This window comes from Geobacter psychrophilus, assembly GCF_056821595.1.
In genome coordinates this window covers 1729582-1750307 of sequence record NZ_JBXDTU010000004.1, presented here as the reverse complement: position 1 = coordinate 1750307, position 20726 = coordinate 1729582, and the positions used below count along the sequence as shown (strand labels likewise).

Sequence of the window (20726 nt, the reverse complement as noted above, 5' to 3'; positions counted from 1 at the left end):
TGTCTTTTTTGCTCCATGGATAGTCACCTGTTCGCAGCATAGAGCATCTCAAAAATAGTCATCCCCTTGTCCAAAGCCTCGCGGTCGTCGTTGACCGTCCTTCTGATACCGTCGAGAATATATCTCAGACCTTCTGCCGCCGCCTGCCGGTATTTATCATCCTGCAAGTCAAGCTGGTGAACTATCTCGGCCAAAATGCCGAGTGCCTTGTCTTTCAGCCCAAACGACTTGAGGAGCACCTCGAAGGTGCACATATCCCCGACATGGGTGAATTCTGCGCCGACCATGTCGAATGTAATCGAATCCTTGTCCACGCCATCGATTTCCATTTCGTCGATAAAACCGAATGCGGCTTTCTTGTCGATAAACCTCTTTATCAGCCATGCTGACGCAATCCGGTCGATGAATGGTTTTTTCCTGGTGACCCACGTTTTGCCCTGGTAGTCTGCAACATGCCTCTTGATAACCTCAAGTGCCGGTTTAACAGAATCACCCTGAGTCATGCCGGCAATCTCCGAAGCGATGGTTTTCAACCGGCGCTCCAGTTCTTTTTGCACCTTGGAGACGAAGAAATCTATCTTGGCGATATCTTGAAAATCCTTGGCAATTCTGCCCAAATCATCCTTAATTTTCTTGTAGCTCTTCGCGTCCGCACCTTTTTTAATGCTATCAATCTTGTTCTCGAGCTCATCAAGCCTCATTCCTATATCCAGATAATCCTTGTCCCTTTGCTGGTCAAAGAGACTGACTATTTCTGCATCCTTCATGGTCTCGATTTCTGACACCCTGACAAAAGCTGCTTCACCCTTCATGCCGGCAGCACTTGATACCAGCCACTGGAACAGTTCGTAATGGTCGTCACTGGCGGGCAGGATGTACACCGACCCTTTGAATTGAACGGCTCCTGCCTTTACCAGCATCCGCCATATCTTCATCCGGTTACTGACCGGTTTAGACGGTATGCTGTAAAAAAAGAGTAGCCACTCCTGTTTCCTTGTTTTATCGTTTTTCACAGAGAGCACCATATGTCTACCGTCAGATTGCATCTTGTAGGACGCCTGTCAGAGGCGCCGGGGCGGTTTTGCTAGCAGCGATCCACGACCACGATTCATGTAGCATCTACTACATCATGTAACGCATGCTACACGGATGTCAACAAAAAGAGTCTTATTGATTTATTGGTAAATTGACAGGGGGCGTGTCGAATGTGAAAGTGCTTCACTGCGATCACCTCCTCAGATTGAGAGACAACATTTATTGGCATTTCACAATGCATACCCTTTCCACCTGCGACCTTTTACAAAACTATTACACAGCACGGGACAGATGATTGATAAGATGCAAAACTCAATTTATCTTTCAGGAGACGCTGCCATGCCTCACTCATTGCGAATCGGAAAACATATCGCCCGCTATCCCGTCATTCAGGGTGGTATGGGGGTACGTATCTCTGCCGGGAATCTGGCCGGGCATGTGGCCAAATGCGGCGGCGTAGGACTGGTTGCTGCTCCCGGCATCTGCCTCAACAGCCCGTATTATAATGGTAAAAATTACTTCCAGGCCGATGCCGAGGCCTTCAAGGCTGAACTGCGCAAGGCCTATGAAATTGCTCCGGACGGCATTATCGGCGTCAATGTCATGGTTGCCCTGTCCGACTACGAACAGCTGGTAAAGGCCGCCATCGAGGGGGGGGCCAAGGTCATCGTCTGCGGTGCCGGGTTGCCGATGAGCCTGCCGGAAATTACCGCCCACGCCCCGGATGTGGCCCTGGTGCCGATCGTGTCCTCGCTGCGGGCCGCCCAGTTGATTGCCAAGAAATGGTACAAGTCGTTTCATCGCCTGCCCGATGCGGTCGTGGTGGAAGACCCGGATACAGCTGGTGGCCACCTGGGAGAGAAGCTGGAGAACATCGGAAAAGGCGATTACGATCAGTACGCCACTGTCCGCCAGGTCAAAGAATTTTTCATCAGCGAATACGGCGTCCATGTACCGGTGATCGCGGCCGGCGGCATCTGGGGGCGTGCTGAACTGGATCATGCCCTGGCCGAAGGCGCCGACGGCGTGCAGATGGCCACCCGCTTTGTCTGCACGGAAGAGTGTGATGCCGATGACGCCTTCAAGCAGAAGTATATCGACTGCAAGCCGGAGGATATCGGCCTGATCATGAGTCCGGCCGGCCTGCCGGGCCGCGCCATCCTCAGCAACCAGGACCAGATCCGCCAGTACGATCTGGACAATGCTACCCCCTGTCGCCTGGGATGTCTGAAAAAATGCTCCTACAAGGAATCGGGCGAGCGTTTCTGCATCGTGACGTCACTGGACCGGGCTCAACGCGGGGACGTGGAGACCGGTCTGGTCTTCTGCGGCACCAACGCCTGGAAATCCGACCACATCACCACGGTCCAGGCCATTTTTGACGAACTGTTCGGAGATGATGTGGAATTGAAGGACGCCGCTTAGCGGTAAATTTGTACATTTCTTGTTGAAAGGCCCGTCGGTTCACACCGCGGGCCTTTTTTTGCCCATGAAGTGCGAAAATACATTGTAAGAAACAAGGTTTAATGTAAAATATGATTATCATATTTTACGGAGGCTGCCATGCAAACAGCAATCAGTTCAACCGAGGCGGTCAGAAATTTCTCGGAACTGCTCAACAACATCAAATACCGTGGAGACAGGTACACCGTTATCCGTGGCGGGAAACCGGCCGCATCCCTGATTCCGGTAGAACCGGCCCGCATTGGCGTTACCCTGGCAGACCTGCGTGCTATTGTGCAATCCCTTCCCCATCTTGACAGCAATGACACCACCTTTGAGGCCGATGTGATAGCTGCGTCCAGTTCGCAACCTCCCATGCCGAAGGCCTTGCCATGGGAGTGATACTTGATTCCAGTGAGATCATCGCGCTTGAAAGAAGCCGTGGCTCAGTCGAGAGTCTGGTGGCTGGTCGCGAAGATGAACCGTTCGGCATCAGCGTGGTAACAATGGCCGAACTACTCCATGGGGTCGAGCGGGCTGACACAGAAACCCGGAAAATCCGACGCCAGGCCTTCGTGGAAAAAGTGATCGAGATGATCCCGGTTTTTCCGTTTGATAGTGGAGTTGCCCGCATCTATGCCAGAATATGGGCATCTCTGGTCCAGCGGGGTTTTACGGTAGGAGCGCATGACCTGATCATTGCCGCGACGGCCATTTCCCTGGATTACACGGTGATTACGGCTAACCGGCGTGATTTTGAGAAGATCGAGGGATTACGGCTGGAAGTGCGGCAGGTATAATCAGGTCCGACACGTATTCGCATGCTCGGATAAATGTTCGTATATACACACAAGGAACTGCTCATTAATGTCAACTCTCTCCCTCGCCACCCGCCTCATAGAATCCCTGCCGTCCGGCGTGCCGGGGTTGTTCAACCCGTGGCGCGACCACTGTCCCCATGAATGTGCCGATAATGGGCCGGACGCGCGCCTGGAGCGTTTGGCCTGTCATCTGGATTGTGATCCCGCCTTCATCCTGGTGGGTGAGGCGCCCGGCTACCAGGGCTGCCGCTACAGCGGCATCGCCTTCACCAGCGAACGTTTGCTGATGGAAGGCGCCATTCCGCGCATCCCGGCAGTATCGCAGCGTCTCTCAACACGTCACCTGCCGTTTTCCGAACCTTCGGCCACCATTGTCTGGAAGACACTCAACACCCTGGGCATCGCCGAGAGCACAATCCTCTGGAACGCTCTGCAGCTCCATCCCCATCGCAGCGATAATCTCTGGTCCAACCGCACCCCCACCCCTGCTGAACTGGCTTTGGGGGCGCCCGCCCTGCATGCCCTGATCGCCGCGTTCCCTGCGGCTCAGGTTGTTGCCGTCGGCAAGAAAGCGGAACAGCTGATGATGTCCATGGGCGTCATTGCTTCGGCCTATGTGCGGCATCCGGCCAATGGCGGGGCTACGGCATTCGCGGCCGGCATGGAGGCGTTGCAATAGGGCGGCCTGAAATTTTCCGATACTGTTAGAGCCGCCCCGGGCAACCGGGGCGGCTTTTTCCGTGTTGGAAGTAGGGGCAGATCGTGCTACATAGGATGCCTCACTGGAGATACTGACAATTATTGGAGGTCACACCGTGCCCAATCCCCATATCCCGCGAACACCTTCCGCCTATGACTATCAGCTGTTGATCAAGAATCTGCTCTTCTGTCCGGTGGTCGATGCCCCGGATCAGGAAATCGTGTACCGCGGCACGTTCCGCTACACCTATCGCGATCTGCGCCAGCGGGTACAGCGACTGGCCAATGCGCTGGTTGCACAGGGGGTCAAGCCGGGCGATACGGTGGCGGTCATGGACTGGGACTCCCATCGCTATCTGGAGTGTTTCTTTGCCGTGCCGATGATCGGTGCGGTGCTGCATACCATCAATGTGCGCCTTTCGCCGGAGCAGATCCTCTACACCATCGACCATGCCGAAGACGATATCCTGCTGGTCAACAGCGAGTTTCTGCCGATTCTGGAGCAGATCCGCGGGCGTATGGACACGGTTAAGGGGTTTGTGCTGCTGAATGACGAGCCTGCGCCGCCAGTGACCACCATCCCGTTCTGCGGCGAGTACGAGCTGCTGCTGGCGGCGGCTTCCCCCGAATTCGCATTCCCTGATTTCGACGAAAATACCCGCGCCACGACCTTCTACACCACCGGCACCACCGGCATGCCCAAGGGGGTCTACTTCAGCCACCGCCAGCTGGTGCTCCACACCATGGGTGTGCTGGGTGTCCTCGGTTCGGCACTGGGCCATGGCCGTTTCCACCGCCAGGATGTCTACATGCCGATCACCCCCATGTTTCACGTCCATGCCTGGGGCGTGCCCTATGTTGCCACCATGCTGGGGGTCAAGCAGGTCTATCCCGGCCGCTACGTGCCTGACCTGCTGCTGGATCTGATCGAAAAGGAGGGCGTCACCTTCTCCCACTGTGTGCCGACCATCATGCACATGCTGCTCAAACATCCCCATGCCCAGCGTATGGACCTGACCGGCTGGAAGGTGATCATCGGCGGTGCCGCCATGTCCCGCAGCCTCTGCCTGGAAGCCATGGGGCGCGGCATCGATGTCTTCACCGGCTACGGCATGTCCGAGACTTGTCCGATCCTGACCCTGGCCCATCTGACCCCGGAGATGCTGGAATTGTCCCCGGAAGAGCAGTCGATTATCCGCTGCAAGACCGGCCGTGCTCTGCCGCTGGTGGATCTGCGGCTGGTTGACGGCGAACTGCACGAGCAGCCCAGTGACAATGCCAGCACCGGCGAGATCGTGGTGCGGGCACCCTGGCTGACCCAGGGGTATCTGAAGGACCACAAGGCCTCGGAAAAGCTGTGGGAGGGCGGTTACCTGCATACCGGCGATGTGGCGGTGCGGGACGAACTCGGCTATCTGCGCATCACCGACCGGACCAAGGATGTCATCAAGGTCGCCGGCGAGTGGGTCTCTTCGCTGGAGCTGGAGGACATGATTGCCCACCACCCGTCTGTCAGCGAGGTCGCTGTGATCGGGGTCTTCGACGAGAAATGGGGTGAGCGGCCGCTGGCGCTGGTGGTTCCGAAAGCTGACAGCCGTGTCACGGAAAAGGATATTACCCATCACATGAAGCAGTACGCCGACAAGGGGCTGGTCAACAAGCAGGTGGTGCTGCTGAAGGTAAGATTTGTTGAGGCCATCGACAAGACCAGTGTCGGCAAGGTCAGCAAGGTGACCTTGCGGGAGAAGTATGGCCAGGACACACGTGCCACCAGGTGATTTAGGCGGCACCGACGCACTGATGGGCAAATCCGTCTTACAAAACTCACACGCTACTTAACCCTGACACCATTGGCCCGCAGACTACCACTCTTGATCGTCAGTGTGCCGATAATATCAAACAGCCTCAGTACCGAATTGCCTCCATCCACCATCAGGCCGTTATTCAGCGTGGTCGGCCGGCCGTTCAGCTTGTCATAGTACGGGTTCCAGCCACCATTGAGCAGTACTCCCTTGCTCAGTACCACCGCGTCTATGTAGGAACTGCCAAGCAATAGCAGCTCGTCGGGGATCGTCGGGTTCGCGGCGGACAACGCCTCGGTGAGTGTCTCGTAGGAAACCCCTTTGGTCTTGTTCCTGGCGAGCGGAGGTTGGATGATGGTCTGCTGCATGGTGACGCTGGAAGCGCCGCACCAGTCGTCGCCGGCAAAGACGGCGCTGATGGGGTGGCTGCCAAGACTTAGTAACGAGGTCGTAAACTCGGCTTTGGGATGCTCAACATTAAATGGGTTAAACGTTCCTGTCCCCAGAGTGTAATCCCCTTCCTGGAAACTGATCGTACCCTGAAAGTAGCTCAATATTGTTGAGGTGATGTCACAATCCGTTGTCGCTGAGATGGTGATGAGGTCGCCGGCATAGGCGGGATTGGTGTTGGAAGAAATAGTTGTGATGGAAGGCCTTTTGTTGACAACCTGTACGAGGGATGACGACGTGGCGGGACCGCACAGGCCATTGCCGGCATACTCCGCAGTGATGGTGTGGCTGCCGGCGCCAAGGCTTGAGATGTCGTGAGATACGGTGCCGAAAGATACAGTGCCGAAAGATCCAACGTAAAAGTTCTCGCTCCCCAGTACCGCTGAGCCATCCTTGAAGGCTATGGAACCGCTGAAATCACCCTGTCCCGCGGCTGCCGTGTTGCAGGAGATCTGGGCATTGATTGTGCCGCTCTGGTCGCCGGCATACATGGGGTTAACCGTGGAAGAGACGGTTAGTGTTGTATGAAACGTGGCCTTCATGACTATTGCAGCATTTGTGAGGGTAGCGTCACTGTAGGCTGTGTAGAGTTGCCCGTTGGGTGTAAAGGCCAGCGAAGCATAGGCAGTTTGGCCTGCAGAAACGCCGTTGTCGCCCTTGAGGCGCCAGACAGTGCCATCAAACGTTGTAACCTTCAACTTTCCGGATATCATGTCCTGATAGGCAAGGTAGGGAGCGCCGCCGGGGGAAACTGCCAATGCCAGGTTGTCCGAGGAACCGGACGCGGGGTCGGCCTGCCAGCCCGACTGGTCTCCGGACAGCTTTGCCACCATGGCCTTGTTGGTGCCGTCAAGCGCGCGATAGGCCAGGTACGGGACGTTATTGCTGTCAATAGCCAGCGACAGATTGTCGGCCCCGCCGGTGGATGCCGTTGACAGGGACCAACTGCCATTGGCCAGCGTCATGAAAGTTGCCTTGCCGCCGTTATTGGCATCGCTGAACACCACGTTCGGTGCGCCGTTGGGTGCAAAGGCCAGGGACACCCCCTGCGCGTTGCTGATCGGAAACTGCCCCGGTGTGGCCATGACCCAGCCTGTTCCGTCAAGTCGCCTGACCTTGACCCTGTTGCCGTCATCTTCCGAGGAATACGCCACCCAGGGGGTGCCGTCGGGAGCAAAGGCCAGGGAGGGAGACGCCCCATCCGGCCAGTAATTGCCCACCGTCACCCACCCTGACCCGTCAAAGCGCAGCACCCTGGTAACCCTGCCGGGAGCAACCGTAGGATTACAAGTCGCATCATCTGGTCTACAGGAGAATGGTTTTACATGCTGTTTTAAGGTTAGCGCCACATAGGGAGTGCCGGCGGGTGAGAATGCCAGAGATATTTGATCCATGCCGTCAAGAACTAATCTCGCCGGGTCGCCTGAGTAAACCTCCCCTAAATTGCCAAAGCCGCAGACTCCGGCTGTTACCCAGGAGTTGCCATCAAACCATTGTACGGTAGCATAATTCGTAACAATATCTCTGGTGGTGGTTCCGTTGATGCACGAACTTCCATCCACATATGCCACCCAAGGGGCGCCATCCGGGGCAAAGGCCAGCTTGGTATATCTAGCCGCCGCACCTTCAGGACTCGGGTTGCCCTGATTAATCCAGGTGCTGGCGACACCTGCCTCGGCAGCTGTGGAGAAATTGCGCGACTGTGGCGCAGTCAGGCTGGCGGTGGTGAAGCAGGCGGTGTATGCGCTGTTATGTGTCAGATTGCGCACGGCGTAGCTTGTATTCACAGCCGTGACCAGAGCCAGTGAACCATGCTGCAGGGCGGACGCACCTGAAGCTGTCTGGCCGGCAGCCACCTGCACCGCGCTTCCGCAGGGCACATCTGTTCCCTTGTGCAGGGTGAAATGCCCGGTCACCGGAACATCGGACTGCGCTGAAAGTATGGCCTGACCGGCCTGTGGTGCGACTGCCCAGGTGAAGTACGGATCAAGTACCGAGAGATTGCTGCTGCCGCTATTTGTCGTGTAGAAGTCGTCGCCGCTGTAGTCGCCATACAGGGTGCGGCTGCCTGCGGTCATAAACGATGTGGTAAGGGTGGCGATGCCATTAACCACCTCAGCGGTTCCCAGAGGCGCAGTCCCGTCGCGGAACGTAACCGTGCCGGTTGCCGTGTTGGGCGACACCGTGGCGGTCAGAATAATGTTTGCTCTGGTGGCAACAGTGGCAGGGCCCGCAGAGAGCGCAACAACTGGAGTGGCTTTGGTAACGGTTTGCACAATGGAAGTGCTGGTGGGGGTGCCGGCAAGGGAGGTCTGAACATAGGCGGTTATCTCATGGGTGCCGATTGCCAGTGATGATGTGCTATAGGCCACGCTGCCATTGTTCTCATACCCGGAGGCAATGGTTGTGTCCTGGCCATTGAACCGGTCAATCAGCGTTACCGTTGCATTCGGTGTGCCCCCCCATCCATCAATCCACGAGACCGTAAAAGTGACGGCCTGATTAAAGGCCGATGGACTGTGGTTAGAAGTAAGCGTTACGCAGACGTCGGATTGATTTACTGGGGGACAGAGCTGGCCAAGGGCTGCGGTGGTGATAAGGAACTGGCAGAACAGCAGGAACAGAAAGAACATTCTCCGCATGGTAATCTCCTCCTTTGTGGAGCCTGACATACATCGTACTTCATTACATATCCGGCGGATGTGCTAGGTGCCGAGTTTGGCGTATACACTATAACGCGTTTAAATTTGTCAATCAAATACAAATAATTACGGTCAAATTCCGAGATATCCCAATTGCGGGCCACAATGGAGGTTCCGAATATATTGACTTGCATTTGAACTACGGCCCATGATATATCAAGAAAAGTTGATTTATAAAAATCGGGATATCTGATATATCATGCTCGACACCCTCAAAGCACTGGCCGACCCCTGCCGCCTGCGCCTGACTGCGGTACTGCTGGCCGGTGAATTCACCGTGCAGGAACTGACCCGCATCATGGGCATGGGGCAGTCGCGCATCTCGCGGCACCTCAAGATACTGACCGAGGCCGGCGTGCTGACCGTCAAGCACCAGGGTACCTGGAGCTATTACCGGGCAGGTGAGTCAAACGGCTTCTTTGCCACCATCCGCCCGGCCTTTGAGCGTGAAATCGAAAAACTGGCCGCGCGCAGCCTGGATCTGTCCGCAGTGGCGCAGGTACTGGAGGATCGGCGGCGGCGCAGCCAGGAATTCTTTGACCGCCATGCCCGTCAGTGGGACGATCTGGCCAGAACGCTTCTGCCGGTCCCGGAATATCGCCAGCGCCTGCTGGAACTTGTGCCAAAGGGTGTCATTGTGCTGGAGATCGGCGTCGGCACCGGCGGTCTGTTGGCGGAACTGTCAACACGGGCGTCACAGGTGATCGGCGTTGACCATTCCCCGGCCATGCTGGAGGAAGCCCGCCGCAGGTTGGTGGATCGTGGGGTGAGTGGAGTCGAACTACGTCTGGGTGAGATGGCCCATCTGCCGCTGCCCGATGCCGCGGTAGAATGCGTGGTGGCCAACATGGTGCTGCACCATGCCGCCGATCCGGCTGCTGTTCTGGCAGAAATCCGGCGGGTATTGGTAGCGGGCGGTGTGCTGCTCCTGGCAGACCTGGCTCATCACGAGCGCGAGGCCGCCCGGGAGCAATTGGCCGACCAGTGGCTGGGGTTTGATGAGGGTGAACTGTCCATCTGGCTGACTGCGGCCGGGTTCGGGGATATCCGTTGTGAGCGGATTGAGGGTGCGAACGGTCAGGAGACGGTGTTTTTGGTAAAGGCCGCCAATACGATACAACAACGAGTTTAATACATGAAAACGCCCAGTTTCAAGAACATACCGGTCTTCCCCTTCCTGGCTCTGGGGATTTCATTTCTGCTGTTTGCCAGGTTTATCGATAATTTTTTCTGTTACGATGATTTCCGTTATATAGAAAACAACTTCCATGATCTTGTCCGCATTCTGCTCGGCTACAATGCGCTCAGAGTGGTAAGCAACGTCGTCTGGGCACCGATGTACAGTCTATTCGGATTCAATCCCGTCGGCTACACCCTGGTTAACATTACGCTGTACGCGCTTAATGCCGTGCTGGTCTTTTACTTCATCCAGGTTGTATTCAAGAACAGAACCGTGGCATTTTTTAGTGGCCTCTTTTTTGTCTTGAGCGCTGTCGGGTCTGATGTCATCTTCTGGAAATGCGTCATCAATTCGCTGCTGTGCCTCTGTTTTTATCTGCTGACGCTGATCACTTATGTACGTTTTCGCGAAAGCGGCAACCGGAAATTCCTGCTGCTGTCACTGGTTAGCTACTGTTTAGCCATGTTCAGCAAAGAAGAGGCCGCCTCGCTACCGGCAATCATCCTGATGCTGGAATTCCTGTTTTTGTCCGGCGGATTATTAAACAGAAACGTCTGGATGCGGATACTCCCGTTTTGCGGGATTATTGTTACCTATCTGCTGCTGAACAAGGTGGTGTTCAGCTGGCTGGCCTTGGCGCCGGCCGAACTGGCAAAACTGTACCAGATCAGACCTCTCTATTCTCTCGTGGGTGGTTTCTGTGCGTTTTTCCTTTCTCCCTCAGGGGTGTTGCGCGACATCAATCCACTGGCCTGGTTTGCCGGCATAGCTGTTCCTGCCAGCCTGTTTCTGGTTAAAGACAAAAAGCTGCTGCTGTTGGTATTAGGTTGGGTCATTTTTACATTTATACCTCAAAGCCTGTCCTCACTGGGGCAATTTGAACCCAAATACCTGGCCAATTCCATCGGCCGCTACCTCTATATCGTCTCTATCGGGCCGGCCTTGATGTATGCGGCCCTGTTGGCAGATCTGAAGGAGAGGCTTAACAGAAAGACCTTTTGCCTTGTTGCTGTGCTGATCATTGCAACCTTTGGTTGGATCAACTATGAGAATGTCCAGCAGCGCGGCCAGCAATGGAAATCAGAAGCCGCTCCGATTGCACTGTATCTTTCAACGCTACGCAACTTTATGCCGTCGTTCCCGCCCAACTCGTATGTATATGTAGACAACCCACCGACAGGACGGGCCTATGTTCAACAGTCCATGCGGGCCTATTACCGAACCCCGTCCATTACCTGGATTATGGATCCGCAAAGCTTCCGGTGCAAGCCGGGCGATCGTGCCTTTCTGATTAACGTATTTTGGGAGGGGCCCACTAAAATCAATTGGATCCAGATATCCGAACCTTGGCCAATGACCATTGCCCAATGATTTGAAATAAAATCACACAAAGGAGAAACACATGTCACAAGATTTCATCGTAGCAGACCTGAAACTGGCCGATTGGGGCCGCAAAGAGATCCGGATCGCCGAGACCGAGATGCCCGGACTGATGGCCATCCGCGAGGAGTTTGCCGCCAGCCAGCCGCTGAAAGGCGCCCGCATCACCGGCTCACTGCACATGACCATCCAGACCGCCGTGCTGATCGAGACCCTGACCGCCCTGGGTGCCCAGGTACGTTGGGCCTCCTGCAACATCTTCTCGACCCAGGACCACGCCGCAGCCGCCATCGCCGCCCAGGGAGTGCCGGTCTTCGCCGTCAAGGGTGAGACCCTGGAGCAGTACTGGGACTACACCCACCGCATCTTTGAATGGAGTGACGGCGGATATTCCAACATGATCCTGGACGACGGCGGCGACGCCACCCTGCTGCTGCATCTGGGAGCCAAGGCTGAAAAGGACCTCTCCGTGCTGTCCAATCCGGGCTCCGAGGAAGAAACGATCCTGTTCGCCGCCATCAAGGCCAAGCTGGCCGTTGCCCCGACCTGGTACTCCACCCGACTGGTGCAGATCAAGGGCGTGACCGAGGAGACCACCACCGGCGTGCACCGCCTGTACCAGATGCACGAGCGCGGAGACCTGAAATTCCCGGCCATCAACGTCAATGACTCGGTCACCAAGTCCAAGTTCGACAACCTGTACGGCTGCCGCGAATCCCTGGTGGACGGCATCAAGCGCGCCACCGACGTCATGATCGCCGGCAAGGTCGCCCTGATCTGCGGCTACGGCGACGTGGGCAAGGGCTCGGCCCAGGCCATGCGCGCCCTCTCGGCCCAGGTCTGGGTGACGGAAGTCGATCCGATCTGCGCCCTGCAGGCCGCCATGGAAGGCTACCGCGTCGTGACCATGGAGTATGCCGCCGACAAGGCCGACATCTTCGTGACCTGCACCGGCAACTACCATGTCATCACCCATGACCACATGATCAAGATGAAGGACCAGGCCATTGTCTGCAACATCGGCCACTTCGACAACGAAATCGAGGTAGCGGCCCTGGAGAAGTACCAGTGGGAGGAGATCAAGCCCCAGGTAGACCACATCATCTTCCCGGACGGCAAGCGCATCATCCTGCTGGCAAAAGGGCGCCTGGTCAACCTGGGCTGCGGCACCGGCCATCCCAGCTATGTCATGTCCTCTTCCTTTGCCAACCAGACCATCGCCCAGATCGAGCTGTTCTGCAATCCGGAGAAATACCCGGTCGGCGTGTATGTCCTGCCCAAGCACCTGGACGAGAAGGTTGCCCGTCTGCAGCTGAAAAAGCTGAATGCCCAGCTGTCGGAACTGACCGCCGAGCAGGCTGCCTATATCGGCGTGCCGGTGGCAGGGCCATATAAATCCGAGCAGTACCGCTACTAGGGAACACCCCGGAAGGTAGTTGGCATGAATCGGGGCGGATCAAACAAGATCCGCCCATTTTGTTTACCGGGGGTAGGGTGGCAAAGCACAAAAAATAAAAGGCACCTGCAATATTATATGCAAGTGCCTTTATTTATTGGTGGAGCTGATGAGGATCGAACTCACGACCTATGCGTTGCGAACGCATCGCTCTCCCAGCTGAGCTACAGCCCCGAGTTCAGGAATTAATGGTCATGTTTTTTTTCTTTTTTGTGTTTTTTGTAATGGCCCTTGTGTTTGCCATTATCCTTTTTTCCCTCATACTCATGTTCCCTTACAATCACCCGCTCCCGCTCGATTACCCGCACCTGTGGCGGGGGCGGTGGCTGCGGGGTACCGACCTGCACCCGTACGTTGGGAGTTGCAACGTCAACGCCTACTGCTGCTGAAGCAAAACTCGCTGCTGCAAAAACCATAACAATGCTGGCTGCTGTCTTCCTGATCATTATCTTCTCCTTCAGTAAGAATGTTGGCTTTCGAGGTGCAACTATACACCGATACCATAAAATCCAATAGACTGAAAATTCATTTCAATTGTGATCCCGTTGTACCTATAGCGATTATCTACCAAGAGATTGCCGGCTAACGTAGATACCTGAAGGCACATACAGCTCTTAACGTTGGACGTAACAGTAAACATAGGCCTCCATGCAAAGACTGGCGGACTGTACGTTTATTCCAGCCAGTGCCATCCATTCCTATCGCAACACTATCCCGACTATGGAACTACAGAGTCAAAGGTTTGCCTCCACGACATCGAATCGCCGGTGTCGCCACCCTCCTGGGCGATATATTTATACATGAAATGGAGTTTGGTCCCTGATGCAACCTTCGGGATTTTCAGTTTAAACGCAGCTGATTCATTTTCCTTCAGCATGTGTACGAAATCAACTGCCCGCTGGGCTTCCTTTCCGTCAGCATTCTGCAAAGAAACCCAGATCTCCACATCGTCCATCTCGTAGTAGCGGATATTCCTTATGACTCCATCAATTACCGTTGAATCGCCAAGCGATTTGACCTCCCAGGCAAGCTGTGCATCAAACTCCCTGTACTGCTGGGGAAGTGCTTGCATGCGCTCCTGATTGACAGTGGGATAGGTCGCACACCCGCTCAGAAGCGCCAGAATTACAACGCACCACAGTGAAGTCCGCAGCATGTCGATCACCACCTTTCTGTAATAGTAATAGCATAGTAGGCCACGTATGCACAACGGTAAGCGGGCCTGCAGGGGTGCCGGTTTTCACAGGTTGACTATAAAAGTGATAGTAAGGTATTGTGTGATAAAAGAGGTGTGTAACATGCTGATACAGGTACGTTATCCTGACAACCGTTTCGATTATGTGAAAGATACTGTGTTGCACCGGCTGATTGAATCAAGGACCATAACAGGATTCCGGCGTTCTTCCGGCTGGGTGACCGTCGGAGTTGACCCGCTGCGGCAATTCCAGCGTAATTTCAACCATAAGCCGGCGGCTGAAGTGAAAAACATCGTCCGCGTCGAATATACCGACAACCGGTATGATTATGTAACAGAGGACAAGCTGGATACCCTGCTGGAATCAAACCAGATTGTCAAATTCAAGCGCATAACCGGCTGGGTGACGATTGGTGTTGACCCGTTACGCAAACCTAACCGCCAGCATACCTTTCGGTATCCGAATGAAATGAAAAAACGGGCAGTGCAATGACTTGTAAAAACCCAAGTTTCTCACTGCACGTGCCCCGTTGAAATCATTCCAGTATCCTGGTTGCTGTTGCAAAATACTCCGATTCGCCAAAGCAGCTTGTAGGAATGCCCTTGTGCTGTTCGTAGGAGAGCGAAACCTTTTTCCCCATGCTCCCGTTGAGCTTGCTGATCACGTTCTTGTCCCGCACTGAAAAAAGGAATTTTTCCGGCAAGGCACCCGGTACCGGCAGCATTTGCAGCTCCCCTTCCCAGGTTTTACAGAGCCACCCTTTTTCCGAAAACTTTTGAATGTACCCGATTCTCTCGCCTTTGGAATAGCTCCAGTTGAGCACAATCATGACATAACCCGTGCAGAGAACAACCACGGTTATCACCAGTACAACCGCCAGCTTGAACACCTTTTTCCTGATTTCATCACCCGTCATTTGTCCTCCAATACCTTGATAGTTATCATTGAAATATCCGAACATGCCTGGGTTGGTCAACGATATGATTGCTCGTCATTTTTCCCGCATGCGTGTGATTTCATCCAGTATTTCCTGCCGGGTTACGATCCCCTTCTTTTCCAGAACTGAAACCAGGGCCATAATTTCATAGGCGTGAGAAACGACAATCTCTTCCATGGGAAAAGCATCTTCTTTTGTTAGTGTCTCTGTCATGTGCTGTCACTTTCCTGGATATGTAGTGGGCATTGCAGCCAACCGGCGAGGGTGGGCTGTTATGCGAGTTCCTGCTCCTGAATAGTAGAAAACCTGAAGTCCAATGAATGATATTCCCTGTTGAGGGCGACCGTTTTGGGCATGTGCCGGGAGGTTGGGCCCCAAAGCTGAATCGGGCCGGGAGAATTGGAAAGGTCATTCTCCGCCCAGAGACCCCTGCGGGACTCAAAGTAGATAAAAGCCGGAGAATCCAGCTTGACCAGGGCCTTTTCAATGACTTTGGCAGGTTTTCCTTTGCGGATCTCAATATCCAGCAGGCTGGTAATCGGGATGCCCAAAGGTTTGGCGCCCTGATCCAGATCCGTAAGGCTGGCCATATACCCGGTACGGCCATCCAGGATCAATGAGCCGGCGGTTGCCCCCAGATTATAGGTGTAGGCCGCATCGAAGAGCGTAGAGGCACCGCAACGGGCCTCATAGCCGAAAAAGTGATTCAGCGTATTGAATTTCACGCTGCTATCCAACTCGGCAATTCTCGCTTTGACGGCACCGCTTAACATGGTTTCGGTTTCAATCAGTGAAACCGGCAGATTGCCATGTTCATCACGGTCTGCCATGAGTTTGTATTTGATGGAGTCAGGCAGGGATTCCAGCAATTCCCCATGGCTTTGCGTCAATTTCGAATACATGAACAGCAGCTGCTCCCTGATGTTCCTGCCGGTCAGCTCGTCTTTGAATTGCGCCATCTTATCGTTCAAATCGTCAATCATGGTGGTAAAGCCGGGGATAAATTCGATCAAACCTTCCGGCACAAGGACAACGCCATAATTCAGACCCTTCCTGGCGCGCCCGATAGCAATCTCGGCGATAGAATCCACTATCTCAGACAGGGTTATGGTGCGTTCCCGGACCTCTTCGGAGATCAGGGCAATCGTTGGATGTGTCTGCAGGGCCACCTCCAGGGTTACATGCGAGGCAGAGCGCCCCATCAGGCGAATAAAATGCCAATACTTCAGCGAAGAGGCTGAATCGCGCAGTAGGTTGCCGACTTCCTCGGCATAAATCTTGGTGGCAGTATCGAATCCGAAAGAGATCGGCAGTTCGTCGCCACGCTGCAGATCGCCGTCAATGGTTTTCGGTACACCGATCACCTGCACGCCGCTGCCGTTTTCTTTTACACCGGTAAACAGTTCTTCGGCCAGGAAAGCGGCGTTGGTGTTGGAGTCATCACCGCCGATAACGACTATGGCATCAATATTCTGCTCCCGGCAGACGGTTTTCACCTTTTCAATGTCTTCCGGTTTTTCGATTTTTGTGCGATCGGTCCCCATGAAGTTAAATCCGCCGGTATTCATGATCTGGTGAACATGGAAATCCGTTATCTCAAAGAGATTTCCCTTCAGTAACCCTTTGGGGCCGGCCTTGATTCCCAGCAGGGTGTTTTCTGCCCCCAACATCCGTTTGAGACCTGCCACCACATTATGTCCGCCGGCCGCCGGGCCACCGGAAAACATCACGGCGACCCTTTTGCCGGATACCTGAGCAGTCATGGCGTCCCCGGCTGATAACAGGCGGTTTTTTGATGCTGCGATGGAATACGGGAATGATACGGCGATCTCCCGGCCCGGTTCCAGAGCCCTTGTCCCGGCGGTAAACGTAATCGGCACCACCGCTCCTGATGTTCTGAAGGCATCACAAAGCGGCACATCCATCGCCCTGATGGCAGTTTCAAATGGTGAGTGCCCATGTTCCATCTTTTGTAACGAAGCAGCCAGGACGGAATCTGGTACAGGTTCTATGTTCATACTGGCGATGACTTTATTCATATTCAGCCTTTATCTAGTAGTGTCGTAACAGCGGGAAAACGCCGGGCGGGATGAACAGACCCTTCATATCCGAATCTTTCAGCGCAACCCGCGTATCGTGTGACGGTCTCACGATACGCTGCGTTGCAGTTATACCAGATTATCCCCAAAAACTAATCCGGATTCCAGGATGAGGGCCTGCCAGAATGGCACGAAAATTCCAGGAAGGCGCCATCTTCAGCACCTGACCACCTTGACTATCTCTTCTTTTCATCCTTCTTGATCTTTTTGTCGGCCTTTTTTTCCTTCGGGGTTTTAGCCGGATCCTTTTTAGTCGCTTTCTTGCTGTCCTGGCCTTTGCTCATGATATATGCTCCTTTTTTTCATCGGCGCTACACGGAGTGCTTGCTGATTTTTGATTATAGCACTCAAGTGGATTCGAGGGAATTTATACTTGCTACATCGACTCGTTCAGCAGCGGGGCCGGCAATCATTACATCCGGAATGTAGTACCGCCAGAAATGCGTTAGTGTCTTTCACGACTCTCTGCTAGGATGGCCGGCATTGTGCTTTCAGGAGTCCCTTGATGCAAGTTTACGAGGTGAGCGTGCCAGAACCGAATCTGCTGGAAGCCAGTGTTCAGCAGCACTATGCGAGCCAGGATCTGGGCGGGCGGATTCTGGCAGCGCTGGAAGCAGCCGGAAAGGATCTGCGCAACCTGAAGCCGTCCGACCTGGCCCCGGTTGACGAGTTTCATGTGCGCGGTCGCAAGGCCACCATGGAACTTGCAGGCGCTGCGGGTCTCGGACCCAGCATGCATGTGCTGGATGTCGGCAGCGGTATTGGCGGGCCGGCGCGCTGCCTCGCTGCTGAGTTCGGCTGTCGGGTAACCGGTATCGACCTGACCGGGGACTACTGTCGTGTCGCAGAAATGCTGACAGACAAGGTCGGCCTCTCCCATCTGGTTGCATTCCGGCAAGGAGATGCCCAGCAGATGCCGTTCAGCGACGGATCTTTTGATGTCGTCTGGACCCAGCACACGGCCATGAATATTCCGGGCAAGGATGCACTGTATGGGGAAATGTACCGCGTTCTGAAGCCGGGAGGCACCCTGGCGATCTACGATATCCTGGCCGGCCCGGTCAGCCCGGTTCATTTTCCAGTCCCGTGGTCGCAGGGGCCGGAAACGAGTTTCCTGGTCACACCGGATGAGATGCGGAAACTACTCGAAGCGGCCGGATTTGCTGTCAGCACCTGGGTAGATTCAACTGATTCGGCCCGCAACTGGTTCCGGCAGGTGACACACCCTTCCGGGGAGGCCGGGCCGCGCCTGTTGGGGCTTAATCTCCTGATGGGAGATGGCTTTCAGCACATGACCAAAAACCAGCTGCGCAATCTTGATGAGAATCGTATTGCTCTCTGTCAGGTGACGGCAGTAAGATAATGAACTCTGGAACTTTTTTAATTTTTTGATCATCTCCACAGGCGAGAGTTGACATGAGCAATAAAGCAAACAACAGAGCAACCGCTCCTTCGGCAGATTTTTTCCAGTCGGAGTTTGTCCGGTTTATGCAGATCTGCAGTGAGACCCCCTTTGGTCTGGCGATACTTGACCGTGAGCTTCGCTATGTCGTTCTTAACGAGGCAATGGCGGCAATCAATGGTCACCCGATCGCTGCGCACAGCGGCAGGTCTCAGCACGAGGTCAATTCTCACGTCGCAGCCGTGATCGAGCCTATTTCCCGTTACGCCGTCGAGGAAGGCAAAGCGCTTAAAGGGGTGGAAACCAGGTTGTGCGGCGAGCATGAAGAGGATGATGCCAAGGCCCGTTACTGGCTTGTCGACAGCTACCCTTTGCAGAGCGCTGACTGCGGAATCCAGGGTGCCTGCCTGGTGATCCGGGACATCACCGAACAAAAGCTGCGGGAGATGGCTCAGGAAGAGCGCTTGAAGTTCGAGGCGCTGCTTTCGGCCCTGTCGGCCGAGTTCATCAATATGGATGTCAGTGAAGTAGATGCCAGGGTTGTGCAGGGGCTGAAGCGGATCCACGATTTTCTGGGATACGACCGGGTTACTCTCTGGCAGTTTTCCCCGCTTGACGGACGCTGCTATCTGACCCACTCCCATTCCCAGCAGGACATTAAACAGCCCCCCCCGGTTATCGACGAAATCATACCGGTATGGGTCAATATGGCCCGTCAGGGCGAAATGTTCATGGTCGACGACGTGGAGGACCTGCCGGACAAATTCTGGCGCGAAAAAAAATACGCCAAGGATCAGGGCGGCATCAAATCCATGTTCTTTATCCCGCTCAGGGTCGGAGCCGAGATGCACGGGCTCATGTCGGTCGTTTCCTACCGCCGCAAGCGACAATGGATAGAAGTCTTCGTCCAGCGGCTGCGCCTGTTGGGGGAGATCTTTGCCAATGCCCTGGAGAGAAAGCGCATCGACCAGAAGATGCAGCAGGCCTTCGCAGAGATCGAACAGCTGCGCGACCGGCTGCAGGCCGAAAACCACTTCCTCCGTGACCAGATCGACATCGAACTCAAGCACGAAGAGATCATCGGTGAGTCGGAGGCGATCAGGAAGGTCCTGCTCCAGGCCAGGCAGGTCGCCGGCACCGGCTCAACAGTGCTTATCCTGGGTGAAACCGGCACCGGCAAGGAGCTGCTGGCGCGCGCCATTCACAGTCAGAGCGGCTGCCGGGACCGGCCGATGATCAAGCTGAACTGCGCGGCCCTGCCGGCGACCCTGATCGAGGCCGAACTGTTCGGCAGGGAAAAAGGGGCCTATACCGGTGCCACCACGCGTCAGATCGGTCGTTTCGAAGCAGCCAACGGTTCGACCATATTTCTCGATGAAATCGGCGAACTCCCTCTGGAGCTTCAGTCCAAGCTGCTCCGGGTTCTGCAGGAGGGACAGTTCGAAAGACTGGGCAGCAACGATCCGGTTACGGTCGACGTGCGGGTCATTACCGCAACCAATCGCGACCTGGCCCGGCTTGTCAAGGATGGGCGCTTCCGCGAAGACCTCTACTACCGCTTGAACGTGTTCCCGATCTCCCTGCCGCCGCTCAGGGATAGAAAAGAGGATATCCCCCTGCTGATCTGGGCCATGGTCAAGGAATTGGGAAAGGTGTTCGGCAAGTCCATCGAGAGCATTCCGAAGAAAAATATGGACGCCCTGGAATGCTATGCCTGGCCAGGCAACATCAGGGAATTGAGAAACACCATTGAGCGGGCCATGATCCTGAACAACGGCCCGAACCTGGTTGTAGAGCTCCCCAACAGTTTTGCTGGAGTGGCCTTGCCTTCATATTCACTGGCAAGCGTCGAACGAACGCATATCATCTCGACTCTGGACAAAACCGGCTGGCGTGTGAGAGGAAAAAACGGTGCAGCCGCACTCCTCGAAGTCCCTCCTTCTACGCTTGAGTCAAAAATGAAAAAATTGGGAATCAAACGCAAAACAGTTATCCACGATATTTAGTGTTCAGCACGATATATCGTTGATAGCTGTATTCTTGCCATAATTAGTCCACAAACCCTCCCCGCATAACGAAGTTTTCCTTACCCCCCTCTGCCGTCAATATAGCAATACACGATAT

General features: G+C 54.9%; 18 protein-coding genes and 1 tRNA gene. 11 read left to right on the top strand and 8 right to left on the bottom strand.

Annotation, left to right across the window (positions count from 1 at the left end; genetic code table 11):
- Positions 1-23: 23 nt before the first annotated feature.
- The gene (locus tag ACOCF6_RS10510; protein WP_482460335.1) at positions 24-1013 is read right to left on the bottom strand and encodes a chromate resistance protein ChrB domain-containing protein; all 990 of its coding nucleotides are present in this window, start codon (positions 1011-1013) and stop codon (positions 24-26) included.
- A gap of 361 nt (positions 1014-1374) precedes the next feature.
- Between ACOCF6_RS10510 and ACOCF6_RS10505 the strand changes: the two genes are divergently transcribed.
- The 5 genes from ACOCF6_RS10505 to ACOCF6_RS10485 all read left to right on the top strand — a co-directional run bounded on the left by ACOCF6_RS10505 (position 1375) and on the right by ACOCF6_RS10485 (position 5776).
- A complete protein-coding gene (locus ACOCF6_RS10505; protein WP_482460334.1) occupies positions 1375-2460 on the top strand; it encodes an NAD(P)H-dependent flavin oxidoreductase in 1086 nt (361 codons plus the stop codon).
- A 138-nt stretch (positions 2461-2598) separates the two neighbouring features.
- Positions 2599-2880, top strand: coding sequence for a type II toxin-antitoxin system Phd/YefM family antitoxin (locus ACOCF6_RS10500; RefSeq protein WP_482460333.1), 282 nt, complete (start codon positions 2599-2601; stop codon positions 2878-2880).
- On the top strand, positions 2871-3278 hold the full coding sequence (locus ACOCF6_RS10495) for a PIN domain-containing protein (RefSeq protein WP_482460332.1): 408 nt from the start codon (positions 2871-2873) through the stop codon (positions 3276-3278). Before ACOCF6_RS10500 ends, ACOCF6_RS10495 begins: the two co-directional genes overlap by 10 nt.
- Positions 3279-3345: 67 nt before the next feature.
- A complete protein-coding gene (locus ACOCF6_RS10490; RefSeq protein ID WP_482460331.1) occupies positions 3346-3978 on the top strand; it encodes a uracil-DNA glycosylase in 633 nt (210 codons plus the stop codon).
- A gap of 136 nt (positions 3979-4114) precedes the next feature.
- The gene (locus ACOCF6_RS10485; protein WP_482460330.1) at positions 4115-5776 is read left to right on the top strand and encodes a fatty acid--CoA ligase; all 1662 of its coding nucleotides are present in this window, start codon (positions 4115-4117) and stop codon (positions 5774-5776) included.
- 53 nt (positions 5777-5829) lie between these two features.
- On the opposite strand, the gene ACOCF6_RS10480 is transcribed toward ACOCF6_RS10485, so the two are convergent.
- Positions 5830-8892: an Ig-like domain repeat protein gene (locus ACOCF6_RS10480; protein ID WP_482460329.1), complete on the bottom strand. Its 3063-nt coding sequence runs from the start codon at positions 8890-8892 to the stop codon at positions 5830-5832.
- 259 nt (positions 8893-9151) lie between these two features.
- Between ACOCF6_RS10480 and ACOCF6_RS10475 the strand changes: the two genes are divergently transcribed.
- Genes ACOCF6_RS10475 through ahcY form a run of 3 tightly spaced genes read left to right on the top strand, consistent with a single transcriptional unit; the run spans position 9152 to position 12929 of the window.
- Complete coding sequence (locus ACOCF6_RS10475) at positions 9152-10084, top strand: ArsR/SmtB family transcription factor (protein WP_482460328.1); 933 nt, start codon at positions 9152-9154, stop codon at positions 10082-10084.
- Positions 10085-10087: 3 nt separating this feature from the next.
- The gene (locus ACOCF6_RS10470) at positions 10088-11503 is read left to right on the top strand and encodes a glycosyltransferase family 39 protein (protein WP_482460327.1); all 1416 of its coding nucleotides are present in this window, start codon (positions 10088-10090) and stop codon (positions 11501-11503) included.
- 31 nt (positions 11504-11534) lie between these two features.
- The gene (ahcY, locus tag ACOCF6_RS10465) at positions 11535-12929 is read left to right on the top strand and encodes an adenosylhomocysteinase (RefSeq protein WP_482460326.1); all 1395 of its coding nucleotides are present in this window, start codon (positions 11535-11537) and stop codon (positions 12927-12929) included.
- 137 nt (positions 12930-13066) lie between these two features.
- Here ahcY and ACOCF6_RS10460 read toward each other — a convergent pair.
- From ACOCF6_RS10460 to ACOCF6_RS10450, 3 genes are all read right to left on the bottom strand, one after another.
- A tRNA-Ala gene (locus ACOCF6_RS10460) sits at positions 13067-13142 on the bottom strand.
- An 11-nt stretch (positions 13143-13153) separates the two neighbouring features.
- Entirely contained in the window at positions 13154-13414 is a 261-nt protein-coding gene (locus tag ACOCF6_RS10455; RefSeq protein WP_482460325.1) for a hypothetical protein, read from the bottom strand.
- Positions 13415-13686: 272 nt separating this feature from the next.
- Complete coding sequence (locus ACOCF6_RS10450) at positions 13687-14124, bottom strand: FxLYD domain-containing protein (RefSeq protein WP_482460324.1); 438 nt, start codon at positions 14122-14124, stop codon at positions 13687-13689.
- A gap of 142 nt (positions 14125-14266) precedes the next feature.
- Here ACOCF6_RS10450 and ACOCF6_RS10445 point away from each other — a divergent pair, with 142 nt between their 5' ends.
- Positions 14267-14656: a GSU3473 family protein gene (locus ACOCF6_RS10445; RefSeq protein WP_482460323.1), complete on the top strand. Its 390-nt coding sequence runs from the start codon at positions 14267-14269 to the stop codon at positions 14654-14656.
- 43 nt (positions 14657-14699) lie between these two features.
- Here ACOCF6_RS10445 and ACOCF6_RS10440 read toward each other — a convergent pair whose 3' ends face one another.
- From ACOCF6_RS10440 to ACOCF6_RS10430, 3 genes are all read right to left on the bottom strand, one after another.
- Entirely contained in the window at positions 14700-15080 is a 381-nt protein-coding gene (locus tag ACOCF6_RS10440; RefSeq protein ID WP_482460322.1) for a hypothetical protein, read from the bottom strand.
- Between the two features lie 75 nt (positions 15081-15155).
- Complete coding sequence (locus tag ACOCF6_RS10435; protein WP_482460321.1) at positions 15156-15314, bottom strand: hypothetical protein; 159 nt, start codon at positions 15312-15314, stop codon at positions 15156-15158.
- Between the two features lie 59 nt (positions 15315-15373).
- On the bottom strand, positions 15374-17140 hold the full coding sequence (locus ACOCF6_RS10430; protein WP_482460320.1) for a diphosphate--fructose-6-phosphate 1-phosphotransferase: 1767 nt from the start codon (positions 17138-17140) through the stop codon (positions 15374-15376).
- A 565-nt stretch (positions 17141-17705) separates the two neighbouring features.
- On the opposite strand from ACOCF6_RS10430, the gene ACOCF6_RS10425 reads away from it, so the two are divergent.
- Together ACOCF6_RS10425 and ACOCF6_RS10420 are read left to right on the top strand one after the other, a co-directional pair.
- Complete coding sequence (locus ACOCF6_RS10425; RefSeq protein WP_482460319.1) at positions 17706-18563, top strand: class I SAM-dependent methyltransferase; 858 nt, start codon at positions 17706-17708, stop codon at positions 18561-18563.
- Between the two features lie 53 nt (positions 18564-18616).
- Positions 18617-20608 carry a sigma 54-interacting transcriptional regulator gene (locus ACOCF6_RS10420; RefSeq protein ID WP_482460318.1) on the top strand — a complete coding sequence of 664 codons (1992 nt, stop codon included), beginning with the start codon at positions 18617-18619 and terminating at the stop codon, positions 20606-20608.
- Positions 20609-20726 lie beyond the last annotated feature (118 nt).